The organism is Rhizobium viscosum (assembly GCF_014873945.1).
Classification (GTDB): Bacteria; Pseudomonadota; Alphaproteobacteria; order Rhizobiales; family Rhizobiaceae; genus Rhizobium; species Rhizobium viscosum.
In genome coordinates, this window is record NZ_JADBEC010000001.1 from 3,502,730 (window position 1) to 3,519,361 (window position 16,632).

The 16,632-nt window shown below is 60.2% G+C and carries 18 protein-coding genes and 1 tRNA gene; 11 read left to right on the forward strand and 8 right to left on the reverse strand.

The window, feature by feature from the left end:
* Position 1: 1 nt before the first annotated feature.
* Positions 2 to 418, forward strand: coding sequence for a type II toxin-antitoxin system VapC family toxin (locus H4W29_RS17190; protein ID WP_192729981.1), 417 nt, complete (start codon positions 2 to 4; stop codon positions 416 to 418).
* A gap of 6 nt (positions 419 to 424) precedes the next feature.
* Here the strand turns inward: H4W29_RS17190 and H4W29_RS17195 are convergent, their stop codons facing one another.
* The 4 genes from H4W29_RS17195 to H4W29_RS17210 all read right to left on the reverse strand — a co-directional run bounded on the left by H4W29_RS17195 (position 425) and on the right by H4W29_RS17210 (position 2,862).
* On the reverse strand, positions 425 to 1,000 hold the full coding sequence (locus H4W29_RS17195) for a class I SAM-dependent DNA methyltransferase (RefSeq protein WP_192729982.1): 576 nt from the start codon (positions 998 to 1,000) through the stop codon (positions 425 to 427).
* On the reverse strand, positions 997 to 1,374 hold the full coding sequence (locus H4W29_RS17200; protein WP_192729983.1) for a type II toxin-antitoxin system VapC family toxin: 378 nt from the start codon (positions 1,372 to 1,374) through the stop codon (positions 997 to 999). Before H4W29_RS17200 ends, H4W29_RS17195 begins: the two co-directional genes overlap by 4 nt.
* Positions 1,374 to 1,583 (reverse strand): AbrB/MazE/SpoVT family DNA-binding domain-containing protein, encoded by a 210-nt coding sequence (locus tag H4W29_RS17205; RefSeq protein WP_192729984.1) that lies wholly within the window; start codon positions 1,581 to 1,583, stop codon positions 1,374 to 1,376. Before H4W29_RS17205 ends, H4W29_RS17200 begins: the two co-directional genes overlap by 1 nt.
* Positions 1,584 to 1,764: 181 nt before the next feature.
* On the reverse strand, positions 1,765 to 2,862 hold the full coding sequence (locus tag H4W29_RS17210) for a branched-chain amino acid aminotransferase (RefSeq protein WP_192729985.1): 1,098 nt from the start codon (positions 2,860 to 2,862) through the stop codon (positions 1,765 to 1,767).
* Between the two features lie 313 nt (positions 2,863 to 3,175).
* Here H4W29_RS17210 and H4W29_RS17215 point away from each other — a divergent pair, with 313 nt between their 5' ends.
* Positions 3,176 to 4,393 (forward strand): aminotransferase-like domain-containing protein, encoded by a 1,218-nt coding sequence (locus H4W29_RS17215; protein ID WP_192729986.1) that lies wholly within the window; start codon positions 3,176 to 3,178, stop codon positions 4,391 to 4,393.
* Positions 4,394 to 4,419: 26 nt separating this feature from the next.
* On the opposite strand, the gene H4W29_RS17220 is transcribed toward H4W29_RS17215, so the two are convergent.
* The 3 genes from H4W29_RS17220 to H4W29_RS17230 all read right to left on the reverse strand — a co-directional run bounded on the left by H4W29_RS17220 (position 4,420) and on the right by H4W29_RS17230 (position 7,124).
* Positions 4,420 to 5,463 (reverse strand): DUF2278 family protein, encoded by a 1,044-nt coding sequence (locus tag H4W29_RS17220; protein ID WP_192729987.1) that lies wholly within the window; start codon positions 5,461 to 5,463, stop codon positions 4,420 to 4,422.
* A 94-nt stretch (positions 5,464 to 5,557) separates the two neighbouring features.
* A complete protein-coding gene (locus tag H4W29_RS17225; RefSeq protein ID WP_192729988.1) occupies positions 5,558 to 6,616 on the reverse strand; it encodes an aldo/keto reductase in 1,059 nt (352 codons plus the stop codon).
* A 169-nt stretch (positions 6,617 to 6,785) separates the two neighbouring features.
* Positions 6,786 to 7,124, reverse strand: a complete 339-nt coding sequence (locus H4W29_RS17230; protein WP_192729989.1) for a hypothetical protein — start codon at positions 7,122 to 7,124, stop codon at positions 6,786 to 6,788.
* A 222-nt stretch (positions 7,125 to 7,346) separates the two neighbouring features.
* Here H4W29_RS17230 and H4W29_RS17235 point away from each other — a divergent pair, with 222 nt between their 5' ends.
* The 8 genes from H4W29_RS17235 (at position 7,347) to H4W29_RS17270 (ending at position 15,070) form a co-directional block, all read left to right on the forward strand.
* Positions 7,347 to 8,324, forward strand: coding sequence for an ABC transporter substrate-binding protein (locus H4W29_RS17235; protein WP_192729990.1), 978 nt, complete (start codon positions 7,347 to 7,349; stop codon positions 8,322 to 8,324).
* Between the two features lie 7 nt (positions 8,325 to 8,331).
* Positions 8,332 to 10,026: an ABC transporter permease gene (locus H4W29_RS17240; RefSeq protein ID WP_192729991.1), complete on the forward strand. Its 1,695-nt coding sequence runs from the start codon at positions 8,332 to 8,334 to the stop codon at positions 10,024 to 10,026.
* A complete protein-coding gene (locus tag H4W29_RS17245; RefSeq protein ID WP_192729992.1) occupies positions 10,014 to 11,033 on the forward strand; it encodes an ABC transporter ATP-binding protein in 1,020 nt (339 codons plus the stop codon). Before H4W29_RS17240 ends, H4W29_RS17245 begins: the two co-directional genes overlap by 13 nt.
* A 128-nt stretch (positions 11,034 to 11,161) precedes the next feature.
* On the forward strand, positions 11,162 to 12,271 hold the full coding sequence (locus tag H4W29_RS17250; RefSeq protein ID WP_192729993.1) for an endonuclease/exonuclease/phosphatase family protein: 1,110 nt from the start codon (positions 11,162 to 11,164) through the stop codon (positions 12,269 to 12,271).
* Entirely contained in the window at positions 12,268 to 13,014 is a 747-nt protein-coding gene (locus tag H4W29_RS17255) for an NUDIX hydrolase (protein WP_192729994.1), read from the forward strand. Before H4W29_RS17250 ends, H4W29_RS17255 begins: the two co-directional genes overlap by 4 nt.
* A 62-nt stretch (positions 13,015 to 13,076) precedes the next feature.
* Positions 13,077 to 13,988: a PhzF family protein gene (locus tag H4W29_RS17260; RefSeq protein WP_192729995.1), complete on the forward strand. Its 912-nt coding sequence runs from the start codon at positions 13,077 to 13,079 to the stop codon at positions 13,986 to 13,988.
* A 126-nt stretch (positions 13,989 to 14,114) separates the two neighbouring features.
* Positions 14,115 to 14,190, forward strand: a tRNA-Lys gene (locus tag H4W29_RS17265).
* Positions 14,191 to 14,416: 226 nt separating this feature from the next.
* A complete protein-coding gene (locus H4W29_RS17270) occupies positions 14,417 to 15,070 on the forward strand; it encodes an O-methyltransferase (RefSeq protein WP_192729996.1) in 654 nt (217 codons plus the stop codon).
* A gap of 15 nt (positions 15,071 to 15,085) precedes the next feature.
* Here H4W29_RS17270 and H4W29_RS34675 read toward each other — a convergent pair whose 3' ends face one another.
* Positions 15,086 to 15,220, reverse strand: a complete 135-nt coding sequence (locus tag H4W29_RS34675) for a hypothetical protein (protein ID WP_281401358.1) — start codon at positions 15,218 to 15,220, stop codon at positions 15,086 to 15,088.
* Between the two features lie 197 nt (positions 15,221 to 15,417).
* Here H4W29_RS34675 and H4W29_RS17280 point away from each other — a divergent pair, with 197 nt between their 5' ends.
* A complete protein-coding gene (locus H4W29_RS17280) occupies positions 15,418 to 16,497 on the forward strand; it encodes a glycosyltransferase family 2 protein (protein ID WP_192729997.1) in 1,080 nt (359 codons plus the stop codon).
* Positions 16,498 to 16,632: the final 135 nt, after the last annotated feature.

A 16,632-nucleotide genomic window follows, 5' to 3' on the forward strand; every position in this document is an offset into this window, starting at 1 on the left:
GATGTATCTCCTGGACACCAATGTTCTTTCGGAATTAAGGCGACCGCGTCCGCATGGGGGCGTGCTTGCGTGGATCGAGTCCGTCTCGAGCGACAGCATGTATGTTCCGGCCGTTGTCATCGGAGAAATCCAGCTCGGCATCGAGCGGACGGCGGGAAACGATCCCGCGAAGGCCAGAGAGCTTTCCGTTTGGCTGCAGCAGATTATCGATACGGCGCAATGCGTCAGCATTGATGCGGAAATTTTTAAGCGATGGGGAACATTGGCCCATCGCATCGGCACGTACCTGCTTGTCGACGCTCTGATCGCAGCGACCGCGCTTCAGAAAAATATGACTGTCGTGACCCGCAATATTAGCGATTTTCAGCAGTTCGGTGTTCCGGTCTTCAATCCGTTCGAATACAAGTCCGGCAGCTAAGTCTCTTCACTTGCGAGTGCTGAGATACAGCCAGCTCGTCGGCTTGTTATCATAACCGCCGCCATCCGCTTCGTTGATCACGACGTCTTTCCAGCCGCCGGCAATAAGCAATTCCCGAAGCCATTCCTTTGATGGGTAATTGTAGTAGCGCCCGAAGCTATCATGGCCTTCGGCGCTGCCGGCCTTGAAGCTCGCATGGAAGACGCCGTTTTCCTTCAAGGCGTTGCGGATAAGGGTAAGGATGCTGGGGAGATCGGCACGGGGCACATGCAGAAGGCTCGCCTCGGCCCAGACGCCGTCGAATTCCTCGCGGGCAGCAAGCTCCTCGAAGCGCATGACCTTCACCGGGCTGCCGATCAGTTTCTCGGCCTGTCGGGCAAGCTCTGCTGAGCCATCTGTGGGCAACACGTCGAAGCCTCTTGCGAGCATGTAGGCGCAGTCCTGCCCGCCACCGCAGCCGAGTTCGAGAATGCGTGCCTTTTCGGAAAGAGCGGAGAGGAAAGCGTCCAGTCTTGCCGTGGGGAGCTTCCGGCCGCGGTTCGCGTAGGTCTCGGCATTGTCGTCGTAGAAGGCTTTGCTCATGGGTTCTTCTCAAGATAGACCACGCGGTCGAGATCCGTAAAATGGGCGTCCAGCGTCAGCACGTCGGCATCATGCAGTTCGGCGGTGGCATAGATGATGGCGTCGGCAAGGGCGAGTTTGCGTTTCGCCGAAACTTCGGCGGCGCGTCGGGCGAGCGCCGTGTCGAGCGGCGCGACGATGCAGGTGGCGGTATAGGCGAAGAAGGAATCGACAGCCTCTTCACCGCGTTCGCGCTCCAGCCATTTGGCGAGTTCGAGCTGGACGATGGTCGGGACGATGCATTCGGTTCGCCCAGGCATCTCGCCTTGCAGGCGATCTGCGGCAGGCCCCTGGGTCAGCCATTCGATCCAGGCCGAGCTGTCGACGACACGCATCAGAGGCGGTCTTTCCTGTCGCGGTAATTGCTGGGGTCGGCGCCTTTGGCCATGCCCCGGAGATCTGCCAGTTCAGGAACGGGGATGAGAAGGACGCCTTTGCCCTTGGGGATAAAGACGAACTCCTGGCCGGCGGACCAATGTTGCTGTTCGCGCACTTCCTTCGGAATGGATATCTGAAATTTTGCTGAGAGGGTTGCGGTTGCCATTCTTGCTTTTCCTCTATCGATCGATAGATCGTAAGAATTTAACTGGCTTGGGTCAATGGCGAACCGTTTTTGGTGTCAAGTGGCTGGTCGGGCATGAAAAAACCGGGCGATGCGCCCGGTTTCGATCTCGTCGCAGTATATCTATCCGGCGGAAGCGTCGGCCGGGTATCCGAAATTCAAATTACAGAACGCGGCGCGTCCAGCCGCGCTCGTCGTTGGTGACACCCTTCTGCAGGCTGACGAGCTGCTGGCGCAGTTCCGTGGTCAGCTTGCCGGTCTGGCCGTCTCCGACCTTGAACTCGCCATCGGCGTGGCGAACCAGGCCGATGCCGGCCAGCACCGCGGCAGTGCCGCAGGCGAAGGCTTCGACGAGCTTGCCGCTGGCGGCGTCTTTCTGCCATTCCTCGAAGGAGTAGGGTCGTTCCTCGACGCGCAGGCCCTTTTCCTTGGCGAGCACGATAACGGAGGCGCGGGTGATGCCGGGCAGGATCGTGCCGCCGAGCGGCGGAGTGACGATCGTTCCGTCATTCATGACGAAGAAGACGTTCATGCCGCCGAGTTCTTCGACCCAGCGATGCTCTGCGGCGTCAAGGAAGACGACCTGATCGCATTCCTTCTTCGCGGCTTCGGCCTGCGCCACGAGGCTGGCTGCATAATTGCCACCGCATTTTGCCGCACCCGTGCCGCCGGCGGCTGCGCGGGTATAGGTGGTCTCGACCCAGAGCGAGACTGCCTTGGCGCCACCCTTGAAATAGGCACCGACCGGGGAGGCGATGATGCAGAAGATATATTCCTGGGCCGGGCGAACGCCGAGGAAGGCTTCGTTGGCGAACATGAAAGGGCGAAGGTAAAGGCTGGCGTCGCCCGAGGGGATCCAGTTCTTGTCAACGCGGACGAGTTCCTCGACCGCTTTCAGGAAGAGTTCTTCCGGCACGGCAGGCATCGCCATGCGGGCGGCCGACTGCGCGAAACGGCGGGCGTTCTCTTCGGGCCGGAAGAGCAGGATGCGGCCATCGTCCGCCTTGTAGGCTTTCATGCCTTCGAAGATTTCCTGGGCGTAGTGCAGGACGGCACTTGCAGGATCGAGTTCCAGCGGGCGGCGCGGCGTCACCTTTGCATCGTGCCAGCCCTTGTCGGCGGTCCAGCGTGCCAGGACCATATGATCGGTGAAGATCTTGCCGAAGCCGGGTGTTTCCAGTGCCTTGATGCGGTCGGCGTCGGAGACGGGAGACTTGTGGAATTCGATTGTGATTTCAGGAGAGGTCGACGTCGCGGTCATGCTGGCACCTTGATAGTCCATTGAATAATGGCCGGCACACTACTGCCGCCGGGCCGGTTTTGGAAAGGTCTGAATCGGCAGGTTTCGGCTTTTTGATCAGAGGAATAATCGCTCGAAGTGGCGAATGTTGGCGGAACGAGGTCGGCCATTCCGCTTGGATGCGTAAAATCTTTTATGTCGGCCCGAACAGAGCCAGGACTTGCAGATGCAGGCCTCCAAATTTGTCACAGTGACAAGAAAATAGGTCAGTATTATTGACATAAATTCAACTGCATGGTGAGCTGCTGATATTATAAAAATATGAGGAAACCCCATGCTGAACTGGGACAATATGTTTGCGACGCGCTCCACGAGGATGCGCGCTTCGGAAATCCGCGAGCTTCTGAAACTTCTCGACCGGCCGGATATCATCTCCTTTGCCGGCGGCATTCCGGACCCGGGGCTGTTTCCGGACAAGGAGTTCAAGCAGGCCTATGCGGATATTTTTGACAGCGCAGCCGTCAATTCAGCGCTGCAATATTCCGTTTCCGAAGGCTACAAGCCGCTGCGCGAGTGGCTCGTCAAGCAGATGGCGGACCTCGGCATTCCCTGCGAACTCGACAATGTCTTCATCGTCTCGGGTTCGCAGCAGGGCCTCGATTATCTCGGCAAGCTGTTTCTCTCACCCAACGATACGGCGCTGGTGACCTGGCCGACCTACCTCGGCGCGCTGCAGGCCTTCAACGCCTATGAGCCCTCCTATGACCAGCTGACGCCCGGTGGCAACCGCACGCCGGATTCTTACCGCGAAGCCGCTAGCCAGAAGGGTGGCAAGGTGAAGTTCGCCTATCTCTCGGCCGATTTCTCCAACCCGACCGGCGAGACCGTCGATCGCGAGGGCCGCGAGAAAGTTCTCGATCTTGCCGAAGAGCTCGACATCGCCGTCATCGAAGACGCCGCTTACCAGTCGCTGCGCTACGATGGCGATCCGATCCCGCCGATCCTAGCGCTGGAGATTGCGCGGAAGGGCCATATCAACAATACGCGCACGATCTATTGCGGCAGCTTTTCCAAGACGCTGGCGCCCGGCCTTCGCGTCGGTTTCATCGTTGCCAATGCACCCGTCATCCGCAAGCTGGTGCTGATGAAGCAGGCGGCCGACCTGCATTCCTCAACCATCAACCAGATGGCGATTTCGGAGGTTGCCGAGCGCGGTTTCGATGCGCAGGTCGCCAAGATCAGGGCCGCTTACAGCCATCGCCGCAACTGCATGCTGGCCGCCCTTGAAAAGTATATGCCTGCAGGCACGAGCTGGACGAAGCCGGAAGGCGGCATGTTCATCTGGGTCACGCTGCCCAAGGGCATGGATGGTGCCGAGCTGCTTGCCAAGTCTCTCGAAAGCGCCAAGGTCGCCTTCGTTCCGGGCAAGGCCTTCTTTGCCGATGGTTCGGGCGCCAACACGTTCCGCGTCAGCTTCTCTTGTGCCAACGAAAAGATGATCGAAGAGGGCATCAGCCGTCTCGGTAAGCTGATTGCCAGCGAGATCGGCTGATATTTGTTGAGACACTTGGGCGGCGATCAGAAGATCGTCGTCCAGCCTTCGTTTGCGGTTTCGCTCTTGCCGTAGCCGACACGGTCGGCGACCGCTCCATCGGCATTGATGAGGATGATATCGCCGCCCTTGTTGGCGAGCTGCGGGCCGCCATTTTCCGGGTCGAGTTTTATGGTGCGGAATTCGCCTGCAGCCAACGAGCCCGAGAGCTTCTGCCGGCGGCCTTCGCTATCTTCCAGCGACCAGCCTTCGATCGATGTCGTAACGTCCGAGCGGTTGACGAGCGTCACCGTCTCATCTTCGGTGCCGTCAGGATGGTTCACCGGATTGATCATGGCAGCGACGATGCGCAGTGACGAGGCGACGATCGGTTGCGGACGGCGGGTGCCTTCGCCGCGGCCTTGACCGCCCCTGTTGTCGCCGACGGGACGGCCGGAGATGGCGTCGGTGTTCCAGTTCTGCGATTGGAAGCCGAGGAAGATCGCTGCCCAATGGTCTTCGTCCGAAAAGTGGATCAGCAGCGCGCCGTCCTGATTGGGGCCGCTGGTCGCGCTGAAACTGCCGCTGTCACCCTGGTTCATATGGATATCGTGGATGCCGTTGCCCGGCTCGAAACCGAAATATTCGTCCGGCTTGTTCTTCTCCGGTCCCCAGGCTTCGCCAAAGGCATAGAAGTGGATCGACTTGTCGGCGATGCCTTCCTGCACGATCGGTTCAATGAAATCGCGCAGGTCGTTCTTCGGTCCATCGAGCTGGAAGGGCGCAACATCCATGTCCTCGCGCTCGATCATGCCGCCGCGGACATAGTCGATCGCAAGGTCCTTTCGGTCGCCTCTGATATCGGTCAGGCCCATCGGCAGAGCTGCGAGTTCGGCCGTCAGCTCGGCGTGCTGGAAGTCCATGACATTGGCGTAGAGCAAGTCATGTGGTGATTCCTTCGAGCGCACGTTCATGGCAATGCGATAGCTGACGCCACCGGCCTCGATGCGGATTTCGATATGGGGGTCCTTGTCGTCGTCAAGGGCGAGCGCCGAAGCCGTCCCCTTCAGCACCTTGTAATTCCGGAGCATGGTGAACCTCGTCGTGGGGCAGGGGTTCACGATAGCATAGCGGAAATGCATCTTTTGTGACGCTGATTTTCCGCCATGCAACGCTTTGGAGAGTTTACTTCTTTACATGCGGTCCGAAAAGTTCCATGTCGGCTTCGCTCAGACGCTCGTTCGCGGTGTTGAGCTGGTGCCAGTAAGGGTAGATGACCGGCGGCACGCTGACATCGTCGAGGCGCTTACGCTCGTCGTCCGAGAGCTTCAGCTCGGCGGCTGCGAGATTGTCCTTGAACTGGGCTTCGGTGCGACCGCCGATGATGACAGAGGTAACCGCCTTGCGGCCGATCAGCCAGGCGAGTGCGACCTGGGCTGCGGAAACGCCGCGTTCCTGACCAATCGCCACCAGCGTCTCGACGATATTCCAGAGGCGGTTTTCGTCGCGGATCGGCGGTTCGGTCCAGCCGGCGAACTGGCGGGTGCCTTCGGGAGCAGCCGCATTGCGGCGGTGCTTGCCCGAGAGCAGGCCGCCGGCGAGCGGGCTCCAGACGAGCACGCCGAGGCCCTGATCGATCGAGATCGGCAGCAGCTCATATTCGGCGTCACGGGCTTCCAGCGTATAGTGGATCTGCTGGCTGACGAAGCGCTGGTACTTGTGTTCGTTAGCGACGCCGAGCGCCTTCATGATGTGCCAGCCGGAATAGTTCGAGCAGCCGACATAGCGCACCTTGCCCTGCTTGATCAGCGTATCAAGCGCTTCCATCGTCTCTTCGAGCGGCGTTTCACCATCCCATTCATGGACCTGATAGAGGTCGATGACGTCGGTCTTCATGCGCTTGAGGCTCGCCTCACATTCGCGGACAAGGTGGTAGCGCGACAGGCCGCGATCGTTCGGACCGTCGCCCATGCCGAAGCGGGCCTTGGTGGCGAGCAGAACGCCGTTCGGCCGCTTGCCGCCGAGAACTTCGCCGATGATGCGCTCGGATTCGCCTGCCGAATAGACATTTGCCGTATCGATCAGGTTGACGCCGGCATCGAGGCAGATATCGACCATGCGGCGGGCCTCCTGCACACCGAGATCGCCAACGGTCTTGGCCCAGCCGACGCCGCCGAAGGTCATCGTGCCCACGGTCACGGTGGAAACTTTAAGGCCGGAACGGCCGAGCAAACGATATTCCATTGAAATTCCTCCTCTTGAAAATGGCCTGATTGACGTACCGCAACGGACTGCCGAGGCAAGCTCGATGCTGTTCACGCCTGCGTGAATTTACGCCTTTGCCGACGCCTGTGCGAGGGTATTAGCTAACGGGTTTCCATGCGAGCACGAGGCCTGTTGCCTGTAACAAGCGCTATTTCCTTGTCCTCACAGCGATGATCATATCCGCCGCAACGAGCGGTTCGCTGTGCTCCATCCTGCGCGACAATTCGCGAATGAAACCGGGGCTTTCATTTTTGCTGACGGCGTCGAGCAGGGCCTGACGTGCGGAACCGCAAGAGTTGGCAGCGATCAAGCCCAATTCCAATGGCGAGCCGTTCTGCGGAGCATAGGCCACCGCGCGCGACCAGAGGCAGTCCTTGTAGGCTAAAGCCTCAGGATAATCCTTCAAATCTTTGGACGATTTGCCGGCTGTCGTCTGACATGCGGCGAGAATTGCACAGGCAAGCAGGGTTACAATTCGGATCTTCATGCAGACTCCAGGTGTTGAAATGGCTTGGTTCTGTAGAGCTCTATATTGTGCAATCTTAAGTTTAGATTATTTTGCTGTCATATCGACAGAGGCAGCAGGTCTCTCATCGAAAAACGGGTGAGGACGTCGGCTTCGCCGGCTGAAGCCGAGCTGCAGCCTCCTGTCACACCGCTGTAAAACACCCCCAATAAGGAGGGGCATCATCATCCGAGGATTCCTTCCATGAAAACTCTAGTTTCCGCCGCAGCGCTTCTCGCCGCGAGCCTTTTCGCCATCCCGGCTTCGGCCGCCAACCTCGTTCTCTACACCAGCCAGCCGAACGAAGATGCGCAGGCGACCGTCGACGGCTTCATGGCCGCTAATACCGATATCAAGGTCGACTGGGTGCGCGACGGCACGCCGAAAATCATGGCGAAGCTGCAGGCTGAAATTCAGGCCGGCAACCCGGTTGCCGACGTTCTGCTGATCGCCGACGTCGTCACCCTTGAACGCCTGAAGGAAGAGGGCAAGCTGCTTGCCTACAAGTCGCCGGAAGCTGCCCAGTACGACGCCGCTCTCTATGACGCCGACGGCTACTACTATTCCACGAAGCTGATCACGACCGGCATCATGTACAATACGTCCGCTGCCATGAAGCCGACGAGCTGGAAAGACCTCGCCAAGCCGGAAGCCAAGGGCCTCGTGACGATGCCGAGCCCGCTTGCTTCGGGTGCAGCCCTTATCCATGCCCAGACGCTCGCTGCAGTTCCGGGCCTCGGCTGGGATTTCTACAAGTCGCTCGCCGACAATGCTGCGGTCGCTTCCGGCGGCAACGGCGTCGTCCTTAAGTCCGTCGCCTCGGGCGAAAAGGCTTACGGCATGGTCGTCGATTACCTGCCAATCCGCGAAAAGGCCAAAGGTGCGCCGGTCGAGTTCGTTTTCCCGAGCGAAGGCGTTTCGGCTGTCACCGAGCCGGTCGGCATTCTCGCCAGCACCAAGAATGCCGATGCCGCCAAGAAGTTCGTCGACTACATTCTCTCTGAAAAGGGCCAGGAAGGCTTCCTGAAACTCGGCTACATCCCGGCTCGCAACGGCATGAAGCTGCCTGACGGCTTCCCGCCACGCGACACGATCAAGGTTCTGCCGGTCAAAGCGGCCGAGGCGCTGAAGAATACCGACAAGGATCTGAAGACCTTTACGGATCTCTTCGGTTCGAAATAATAGACCCATGCAGGGTTATGTACGTGCAGGGAGCAGCCAGCCCGTCTGGCTGTTTCCTTTTATCGTTTCAGTGGTTCTCCTCCTTAGCGTGCTGCCCTTGGCGCGGCTCGCGGTTGTCGGCATTTCCGCTTTCGCCAATGGCGGCGTCATGGTGGTTCTCTCCGACCCCATGGTCTGGTCTGCGGTCTATTACACTATCGTCACCGCGATCCTCGGCACTGTTATCTCGCTCGTCATCGGCTGCGCTTTTGCCTATCTGCTGACGCTGACGGATATTCCTGCTAAGGGGCCGCTCAGTTTCTTCTTCGTGCTGCCGATGATGATCCCGCCGCAGGTGACCGCGCTTGCCTGGGTGCAGATGTCAGGGCCGTCGAGCCCACTTCTGAAGGCGCTGCATATCGCGCCGCCGATGGGCTCGCCGCAGCCGCTCTATTCGGTCGGCGGCATTGCGCTGCTCTATGGCGTGCAGCATGCGCCGCTCGTCTATCTGGCGCTGAGGGCAGGGCTGATGACCCTGCCGCGCGATGGGGTGGAGGCGGCACGTCTGTCCGGTGCGTCTAGCCTCAGGGTCTTTCGCGATATCATCCTGCCGTTGTCGCTGCCGGGCGTGATTGCGGGGGCGGCGATTTCCTTTGTTTCCTGCACCGGCAATTTCGGCATTCCGGCCATTCTCGGCATTCCGGCCTCGATCTTCACGCTGCCGACGCTGATCTTTTCCAAGTTCACCGCCTTTACCGGCCGTACCTTCGGCGACGTGGCGTTGCTGTCCGCCATCATCGCGCTGATCTCGCTCGCGGGTCTTGCCATTCAGGACCGGGCGCTGCGCGGGCGCGATTATCGCGTCATCGGCCTTTCGGGCGCGACCGCTGCCTTCGAGCTCGGAGGGTGGAAGCTCATCTTCACGCCGCTGCTCTGGATCATCCTGTTCTTCATGCTGGCCGCACCCTTCTTCGCGCTCGTCGCCGGCGCACTGGTGCCGGCCTATGGCGTACCGCTCACCTTCAAGACCATGACGTTCCACGCCTTCGAGGAAATTCTCTTCCGGCAGGCGGTGACACGTACGGCCTTTATCAATTCGCTGTCGCTCGCGAGCGGGGCGGCGGTCGGCCTGCTTTTCGTGACGGTGCTGGCGGCCTATGCGCTAACGCGGCGGAAGGATACGCTGTCCCGCATTGTCTCCAGCCTTGTTGAAATTCCCTATTCGCTGCCGGGCATCGTTATGGCGGTGTGTTTCATTCTGGTCTTTGCAGCACCCATCCCGCTGTTGAACGTCACGCTCTACGGCACGGTGTGGATCATCCTGATTGCCTATTTCTCCTCCTTCTTCGCCGTCAGCCTCAAGCCTGTGGTCAGCGCCTTTCATCAGCTCGATCCTGCGCTGGAGGAGGCGGCAAGGCTTTCCGGCGCGGGCTTCTTCCGGCGGCTCAAGGATATCATCGTGCCGCTGATTGCTCCGGCGGCCGGCGCATCCGTCATCCTCGTCTTCCTGATTGCCTGCAACGAGCTGACGATCTCGGCGCTGCTCTGGTCGGCGGGCACGCAGACGCTCGGTGTCGCCATCTACAATCTCGATGATAGCGGCAGTTCCGATCTTGCCTCGGCGCTATCCGTGCTCGTCGTCTTCATGGTCGTCGCCATGATGCTGCTTCTGGAGCTTCTGGCGAAACATCTGCCCAAGGGAGTGGTGCCGTGGCGAAGCTGATCCTCAATCAGGTGGCCAAGGATTTTGGCACGGGCAGGGCAGCCGTCAGCGGTTTTTCGCTCGATGTGCGCGAGGGCGGCTTTCTCGCGCTGCTTGGCCCATCCGGCTGCGGCAAGACCACGGTGTTGCGCATGATTGCCGGTTTCGAGACGCCGAGCGATGGTTCCATCCATCTTGGCGAACGGCTGCTCGCCGATGCCTCGCAATCGCTGCCGCCGGAAAAGCGCAACATGGCGATGGTGTTCCAGTCCTATGCGCTCTGGCCGCATATGAGTGTCGCCGACAACGTTGGTTATCCGCTCAAGGTGCGCGGCATCTCCGGCGAAGCCTATAAGACAAAAGTGCGCGAGGCGCTCGCGACCGTTCGTCTCGTCGATTATGCCGAGCGGCGGCCGGCCGATCTCTCGGGTGGCCAGCGGCAGCGCGTGGCGCTGGCCCGCTGCCTGGTGACATCACCCGACGTCGTGCTGCTCGACGAGCCGCTTGCCAATCTCGACCGGCATCTGAAGCAGGAGATGGAGGAGACCTTCCGCGAGTTCCACCAGCGCTCCGGTGCAACGATGATCTATGTGACGCATGATCAGAGCGAGGCGATGGCGCTGGCAACCGACGTTGCCGTCATGTCCGAGGGCCGGCTGCTGCAGGTGGCGCCGCCGGCTGAAATCTATGCGCGGCCGGAAGGGCGCATGGTCGGCGGGCTGATCGGCCGCGGCGCGATCGTCACGCTGCCTGTCATGGGCGGTGAGCGCCAGCTCGAATGGGACGAGCTGGAGGGCGCGCTGCATGCCGCCAATATCGATGGCGCCGATATTCTGGTGCGGCCGGAAGACGTGATCATTGGCGGCGAGGGGGCTCCGGCCACCGTCGAATCAGTGCTCTTCGAAGGCGAGCGCTATGCTGTGAAGCTCACGCTCGGCAACGGCCAGGCGTTGCGCGCCTACAGCCGCGTGGCTGTCGTCCCTAATGAGGCGGTGCATGTCGTCATACGCGCCGGCTGGCGGCTCTGACGGACAAACGGCTTTTCGAAGCGCGTATTCGACTTTAACTGTTTTCAAGCGATTCCGGACGCAAAACCGCTGCACACTTTTGCTGGAATTGCTCTAGTAATTGGCGTCGATCCAACCGGGAATGCCTGATGTCGCTTCGCCTTGCCACGTTCAATGTCGAAAACCTGCTCACCCGCTTCGATTTCACGGGCTATCGCAACCAACTCCGGCAGGACCGCGTCATCAAACTCTTCGAGGTCAACAACGAAGGCGTCTACCAGCAGCTGGAGCAGGCGCGGGTGATCGCCTCGACCGACGATACCAGGCAAATGACGGCGCTCGCGATTGCCGATGCGGATGCCGATATTCTCTGCCTGCAGGAAATCGACAACATGGCCGCCCTGCAGGCCTTCGAATATGGCTATCTTTACCGCATGGTCGGCAATGGCTACCGGCAGAAATACCTGGTCGAGGGCAATGACAGCCGCGGTATCGACGTGGCGGTGCTGATGCGCGAGGAAACGCGCGACGGGCAGAAGATCGAGCTCAGGGATATCAAGAGCCACGCGATGGTGACCTATCGCGATTTCGATCTCTTCGACGAGGAGATAGCCAAGACCAATCGGCTCGACGATAAGATCTTCAAGCGCGACTGCCTGGAGCTGGATTTGAGGATCGGCGGTGTGCCGATGACGCTCTATGTCGTGCATTTCAAATCGATGGGCAATCCGCGCGAAGGGCTGGACGGGCGGCAATCGACCCTGCCGATCCGCCGGGCGGAAGCGTGCGCAGTTCGCCGCATCATCGAGGACAGGTTCGGCGCCGGCCATACTGCGAAAAAAAACTTCGTCATCTGCGGCGACATGAACGATTATCAGGAGCGGGTCGATGTCATCGGACGGCGCGGCACCGGCTACCGGTTCGAACATCAGGACGAGGCCGAAAGTGCGCTCGATGTCTTCAGCCAGGACGGATTTGCCGAAAATGTCGTGCGCCGCCGCGAGCCGCTCGACCGCTGGACGCTCTATCATTCGCGCGGGCCGGAGGAGCAGTGGCTCTGCCAGCTCGACTATCTCTGGCTGTCGCCGGCGCTTGCCGCGGCCAATGCGAAGCGCATCCCGGAAATCATCCGCCACGGACAGCCTTACCGCACCATCTTCCCGCCGGGGCAGCAGGTGGAGCGTTACCCACGCACCGGCTGGGACAGGCCGAAGGCATCCGACCATTGCCCCGTCGTCATGACATTGGATCTCTTATGACACTTCGCTTTTCAGAGACTTTTTCAGAAGACCTTTCCGCCTTTCCGCCGGAACGCACGGTCTTTCCCATTGCCGGCGCCGATCTGCGCGTACTCGAGGGTGATCATCCGCTGGTCGTCGCCAACAGGCCGGCAATACGCGAGAACTGGGAGCGGGAAATCGCTGCCAATCCGGCGCTCTTCGATGGTCGGCTGGTGTTGCAGCACCGGCTGAAACTGTCCGAAACCGGAATAGCGGGTGAGGCCTATATTGCGCCTTTCTCGGCCTTCATGTGGTGGCGGCGCCAGCCGGACCGGAAGGGCGCCATTCATCTCTTTTCCTATCCGGTGCTTGAATCCTCCGATGGGGCGCTGGTCGCTATCCGCATGGGGGCGCATACGGCCAATCCGGGTCAGGTCTATTTCGCCGCCGGCTCTCTGGAACCGGAAGATGTCGTGGACGGGCGTTGCGATATCGACAGCAATATGCGCCGCGAAGTGATGGAGGAGACGGGCCTGGATCTCGACAAGGCCATCGTGGGCGAGAGGCTCCATGCGGGCCATGTGCGCGGTTCCGTCTCGCTGTTCAAGCTCTTCCGCTTCGACATGACGGCCGATGAGATGGTCGATTCGATCAGCGCGCATATGTTGGTTGCCGAAGACAAGGAAATATCGGGCGCAGTCGCAATCCGCTCTGCCGACCCGGCCGCGCAGCCGTATAACGTCGCCATGCTTCCGATCATCGACTGGTATTTCAACAGGTAATCTTGCACTCAGGCGTGTGGTCGGGCAGGTTGGCGCTTCGATGACCATCCAGGGAGGCCGATGTGGCGTTAAGCTACAGCGTCTATGACGTGTTCACCGACACCAAACTTGCCGGCAATCCGCTGGCCGTGATCTTCGATGGACAAGGCCTCGGGGACGAGGCGATGCAGGCAATTGCCCGGGAAACCAATCTCTCCGAGACGGTTTTCGTGCAGCCGGCGGATAATCCCACCTATACGGCACGCATCCGCATTTTCACGCCCGGCCGCGAATTGCCCTTTGCCGGCCATCCGACCGTTGGTACGGCGATCGCGCTGGCTGAGCGGGCGCATGGGGCTGCCACCCTCGATCTGGTTTCGGTGCTCGAAGAAAATGTCGGCCCGGTGCGCTGTGCTGTCCGGCTCCGCGACGGCGAAGCGAGCTTTGCCGAATTCGACCTGCCGCGGAAATCCCAACAGATACCATTGCCGCTCGACAAGCTCGGCATTGCAGACGCGTTTTCGCTGAAAACCACCGAGATCGGTTTCGAGAATCACGTGCCGTCGATCTGGAGTGCCGGCGTTCCCTTCCTGATGGTGCCGGTCCACGACGTCGGCGCGGCGGAGCGCCTGGAATTCGACCCGCAGCTCTGGGAAAAGACGGTGCCCTTCGTCGATGGTGCGCTCGCCTCGGCCTATATCTACTGCCGCGGCGGCGTGAACCATGTCGCCAAGTTCCATGCCCGCATGTTTGGAAGCGGTATGGGCGTTTCCGAAGACCCGGCCACAGGCTCGGCAGCCGCCGCTCTTTCGGGCGCGATCAACCATTTCGACCGGCTGACGGACGGACATCATCCTGTTCTCATCGAACAGGGCGTGGAAATGGGCCGTCCGTCCTTCATCCACCTGCATATGGATATCGAAGGCGGGGCGATTTCGAATGCCCGGATCGGCGGTCAGGCGGTGCGGATTGCAACCGGCACGCTCGACCTTTGATTTCATTGGATTTCCGGCCCCTGACAAAAAAACTTTGCAATTAACCAAAGAATTTTCGACAGGGCGCTAGACAAGCCGGACGATCCTATTTATATGCCCCGTCACACCGCGCAGCCAAGCGCGGACGGGTGATTAGCTCAGTTGGTAGAGCAGCTGACTCTTAATCAGCGGGTCGTAGGTTCGAGCCCTACATCACCCACCAAATTCTCCTTCAAGGAAAGCGGAATCCAGAAATAAGGCCTTTGATATCAAAGGCTTATTGGCTTTTTCTGCTTTTCTGAATCCGCCGCCTCCGTTTGCGGGAATCGGCGCTTTCCGCTTTCCAGATATTCTGCCCTTGCCCGAAGACGCCCCCGGTATTTAACTCGCTGGAGCGAAGTCCTTGCTGCGGCATCTACCGTCGCAAGCCTATCCCTGGAGGAATGGCAATGAGCGATGACAAACAGAACAATCTCGGCGAACATCGGCTGGATGAGAAGGTGCTCAACGTGCTCGGTGCCTATCACCAGCGGATCGACGAGGAGCGCGGAACACTACGCCAGGAGGCGCCGGGCGGACGCGATGGCGGGCAGGATCAGCGGATGCGGGCGGTCGGCCCGGAGACGGGGCGGTTCCTCAACATTCTCGTCCGAAGCCTGACTGCGCCGACCATTCTCGAGCTCGGCACCTCCTTCGGCTATTCCGGCATCTGGCTCGCCGAAGCTGCACGTGCGACCGGCGGGCGACTGATCACCATGGAAGTGCATGGCTATAAGTCCGCCCATGCGCAGACGATGGCCGAGAGGGCCGGCCTTGCCGAACATATCGATTTCCGGGTGGGCGATGCGATTGCGATGATCCGCGAATTGCGGAGCAAAGTGGATTTCGTGCTCGTCGATCTCTGGAAGGATCTCTACGTGCCGTGCCTCGAAGCCTTCTATCCGAAGCTCAATGCGGGCGCGATCATCATTGCCGACAACATGATTTATCCTGTGACCGAAGACGTGAAGCTCTATGCCCGGGCCATTCGCGCCAAGCCGGGGATTACCAGCGTGCTGCTGCCGATCGGATCGGGGCTGGAGGTCAGCCGGTACGAACCCTGAGTCTCAGACGGATTTTCACCAGAGGCCGGGAAACAGCCGGTAGCGCACCTTGCGGCAGTAATCTTCGTAACCGGGCAGGTCCCGGTGCAGATGTTTTTCTTTGTCCAGGAGGCGCAGGATCAGGCCGATGGCCGAGATCGGGTGCTGCATTCTGCATGACGCATGCCTGTACTCATGCTCCGCAATCCACTTTGCGGCCTCGTCTTTAGAATATGCAAAGCAGACGCGTGATACCAAACCATCGCTGGAGGCACGTGTTCCGATCATCGGGGCAGGGGTGCTCTGTCTTGTATGCCTTCAGGCGATTGATCATGCTGCCCTGCGGGGAGCAAGGAGATTTGGTGGAAATGGGCAAATCCGTTGATGGTGCTGACGTGAAGACGAAGCTTTCCATCGTCGCGCCCTGTTACAACGAAGCCGAAGGTTTGGGCGAATTCTGCCGGCGGGCGAAGGCGGCGGCGGAGGCGGCTGCCGGCCAATCCTTCGAGATCATCCTCGTCGACGACGGCTCCAGCGACGGGACGTGGGGCGTCATATCGGGGCTTGCGGCAGACATTCCGCAGGTGCTCGGCGTCAAGCTTCTGCGCAATCACGGCCACCAACTCGCCGCGACCTCCGGCCTTGCGGTGGCGCGCGGCGAGCGCGTCCTGCTCATCGATGCCGATCTGCAGGATCCGCCGGAACTGCTGGCCGAGATGATGGCGATCATGGATCAGGGCGCCGATGTCGTTTACGGGCAGCGCAGCGAGCGGAAGGGCGAGACGAAATTCAAGCTCATCACCGCCTCCGTCTTCTACCGGCTGCTGACTCGGCTTACCTCCATCTCGATCCCGCAGGATACCGGCGATTTCCGGCTGATGAAGGCGCGCATCGTCCATATCCTGCTCAACATGCCGGAGCGGCACCGTTTCATCCGCGGTATGGTGAGCTGGATCGGGGGAAAGCAGGTGGCGCTGCAATATACGCGCGATGCCCGCTATGCCGGCTCGACGAAATATCCGCTGAAGAAGATGATCCGCTTCGCGATCGATGCGATCACCAGCTTCTCGATCATTCCGCTGCGCGTCAGCGCGTGGATGGGCCTTATCTCGGCCGTCTTTGCAGTGGGGCTTTTGATCTATACGCTCGTGCAATGGTTCGAGGGCAATGTCATTACCGGCTGGTCGAGCATCATGGCTGCCGTATCGGCCTTGAGCGCCATCCAGCTGATTGCGCTCGGTACGCTCGGCGAATATGTGGGCCGCCTCGTGCAGGAACATAAGCGCCGGCCGATGTTCCTGATCGACTGCGTGGTGCAGGGTGAGGTCACGTCCGAATTGCCCGACGACTTCTCCGAACTCGATACCGCCAGCCGCAGGTCTGAACTCGGCAAGCTTTCGGCGGCAAGCGTCACCGCGAAGCCGATCGAGGTGGTTGTTGGCCGCTGATCTCGGATTGTTGCCGAGCATGCTGACAAAAGTTCCGGACCCGGCGGCTTTTAACCTTTCCGATCCGGCATAAGGGGCGTATGCAGGCTGTATATCCCTCCGCGCGGCTTGCCCTGTCGGTTCTCCCGCCTTTTC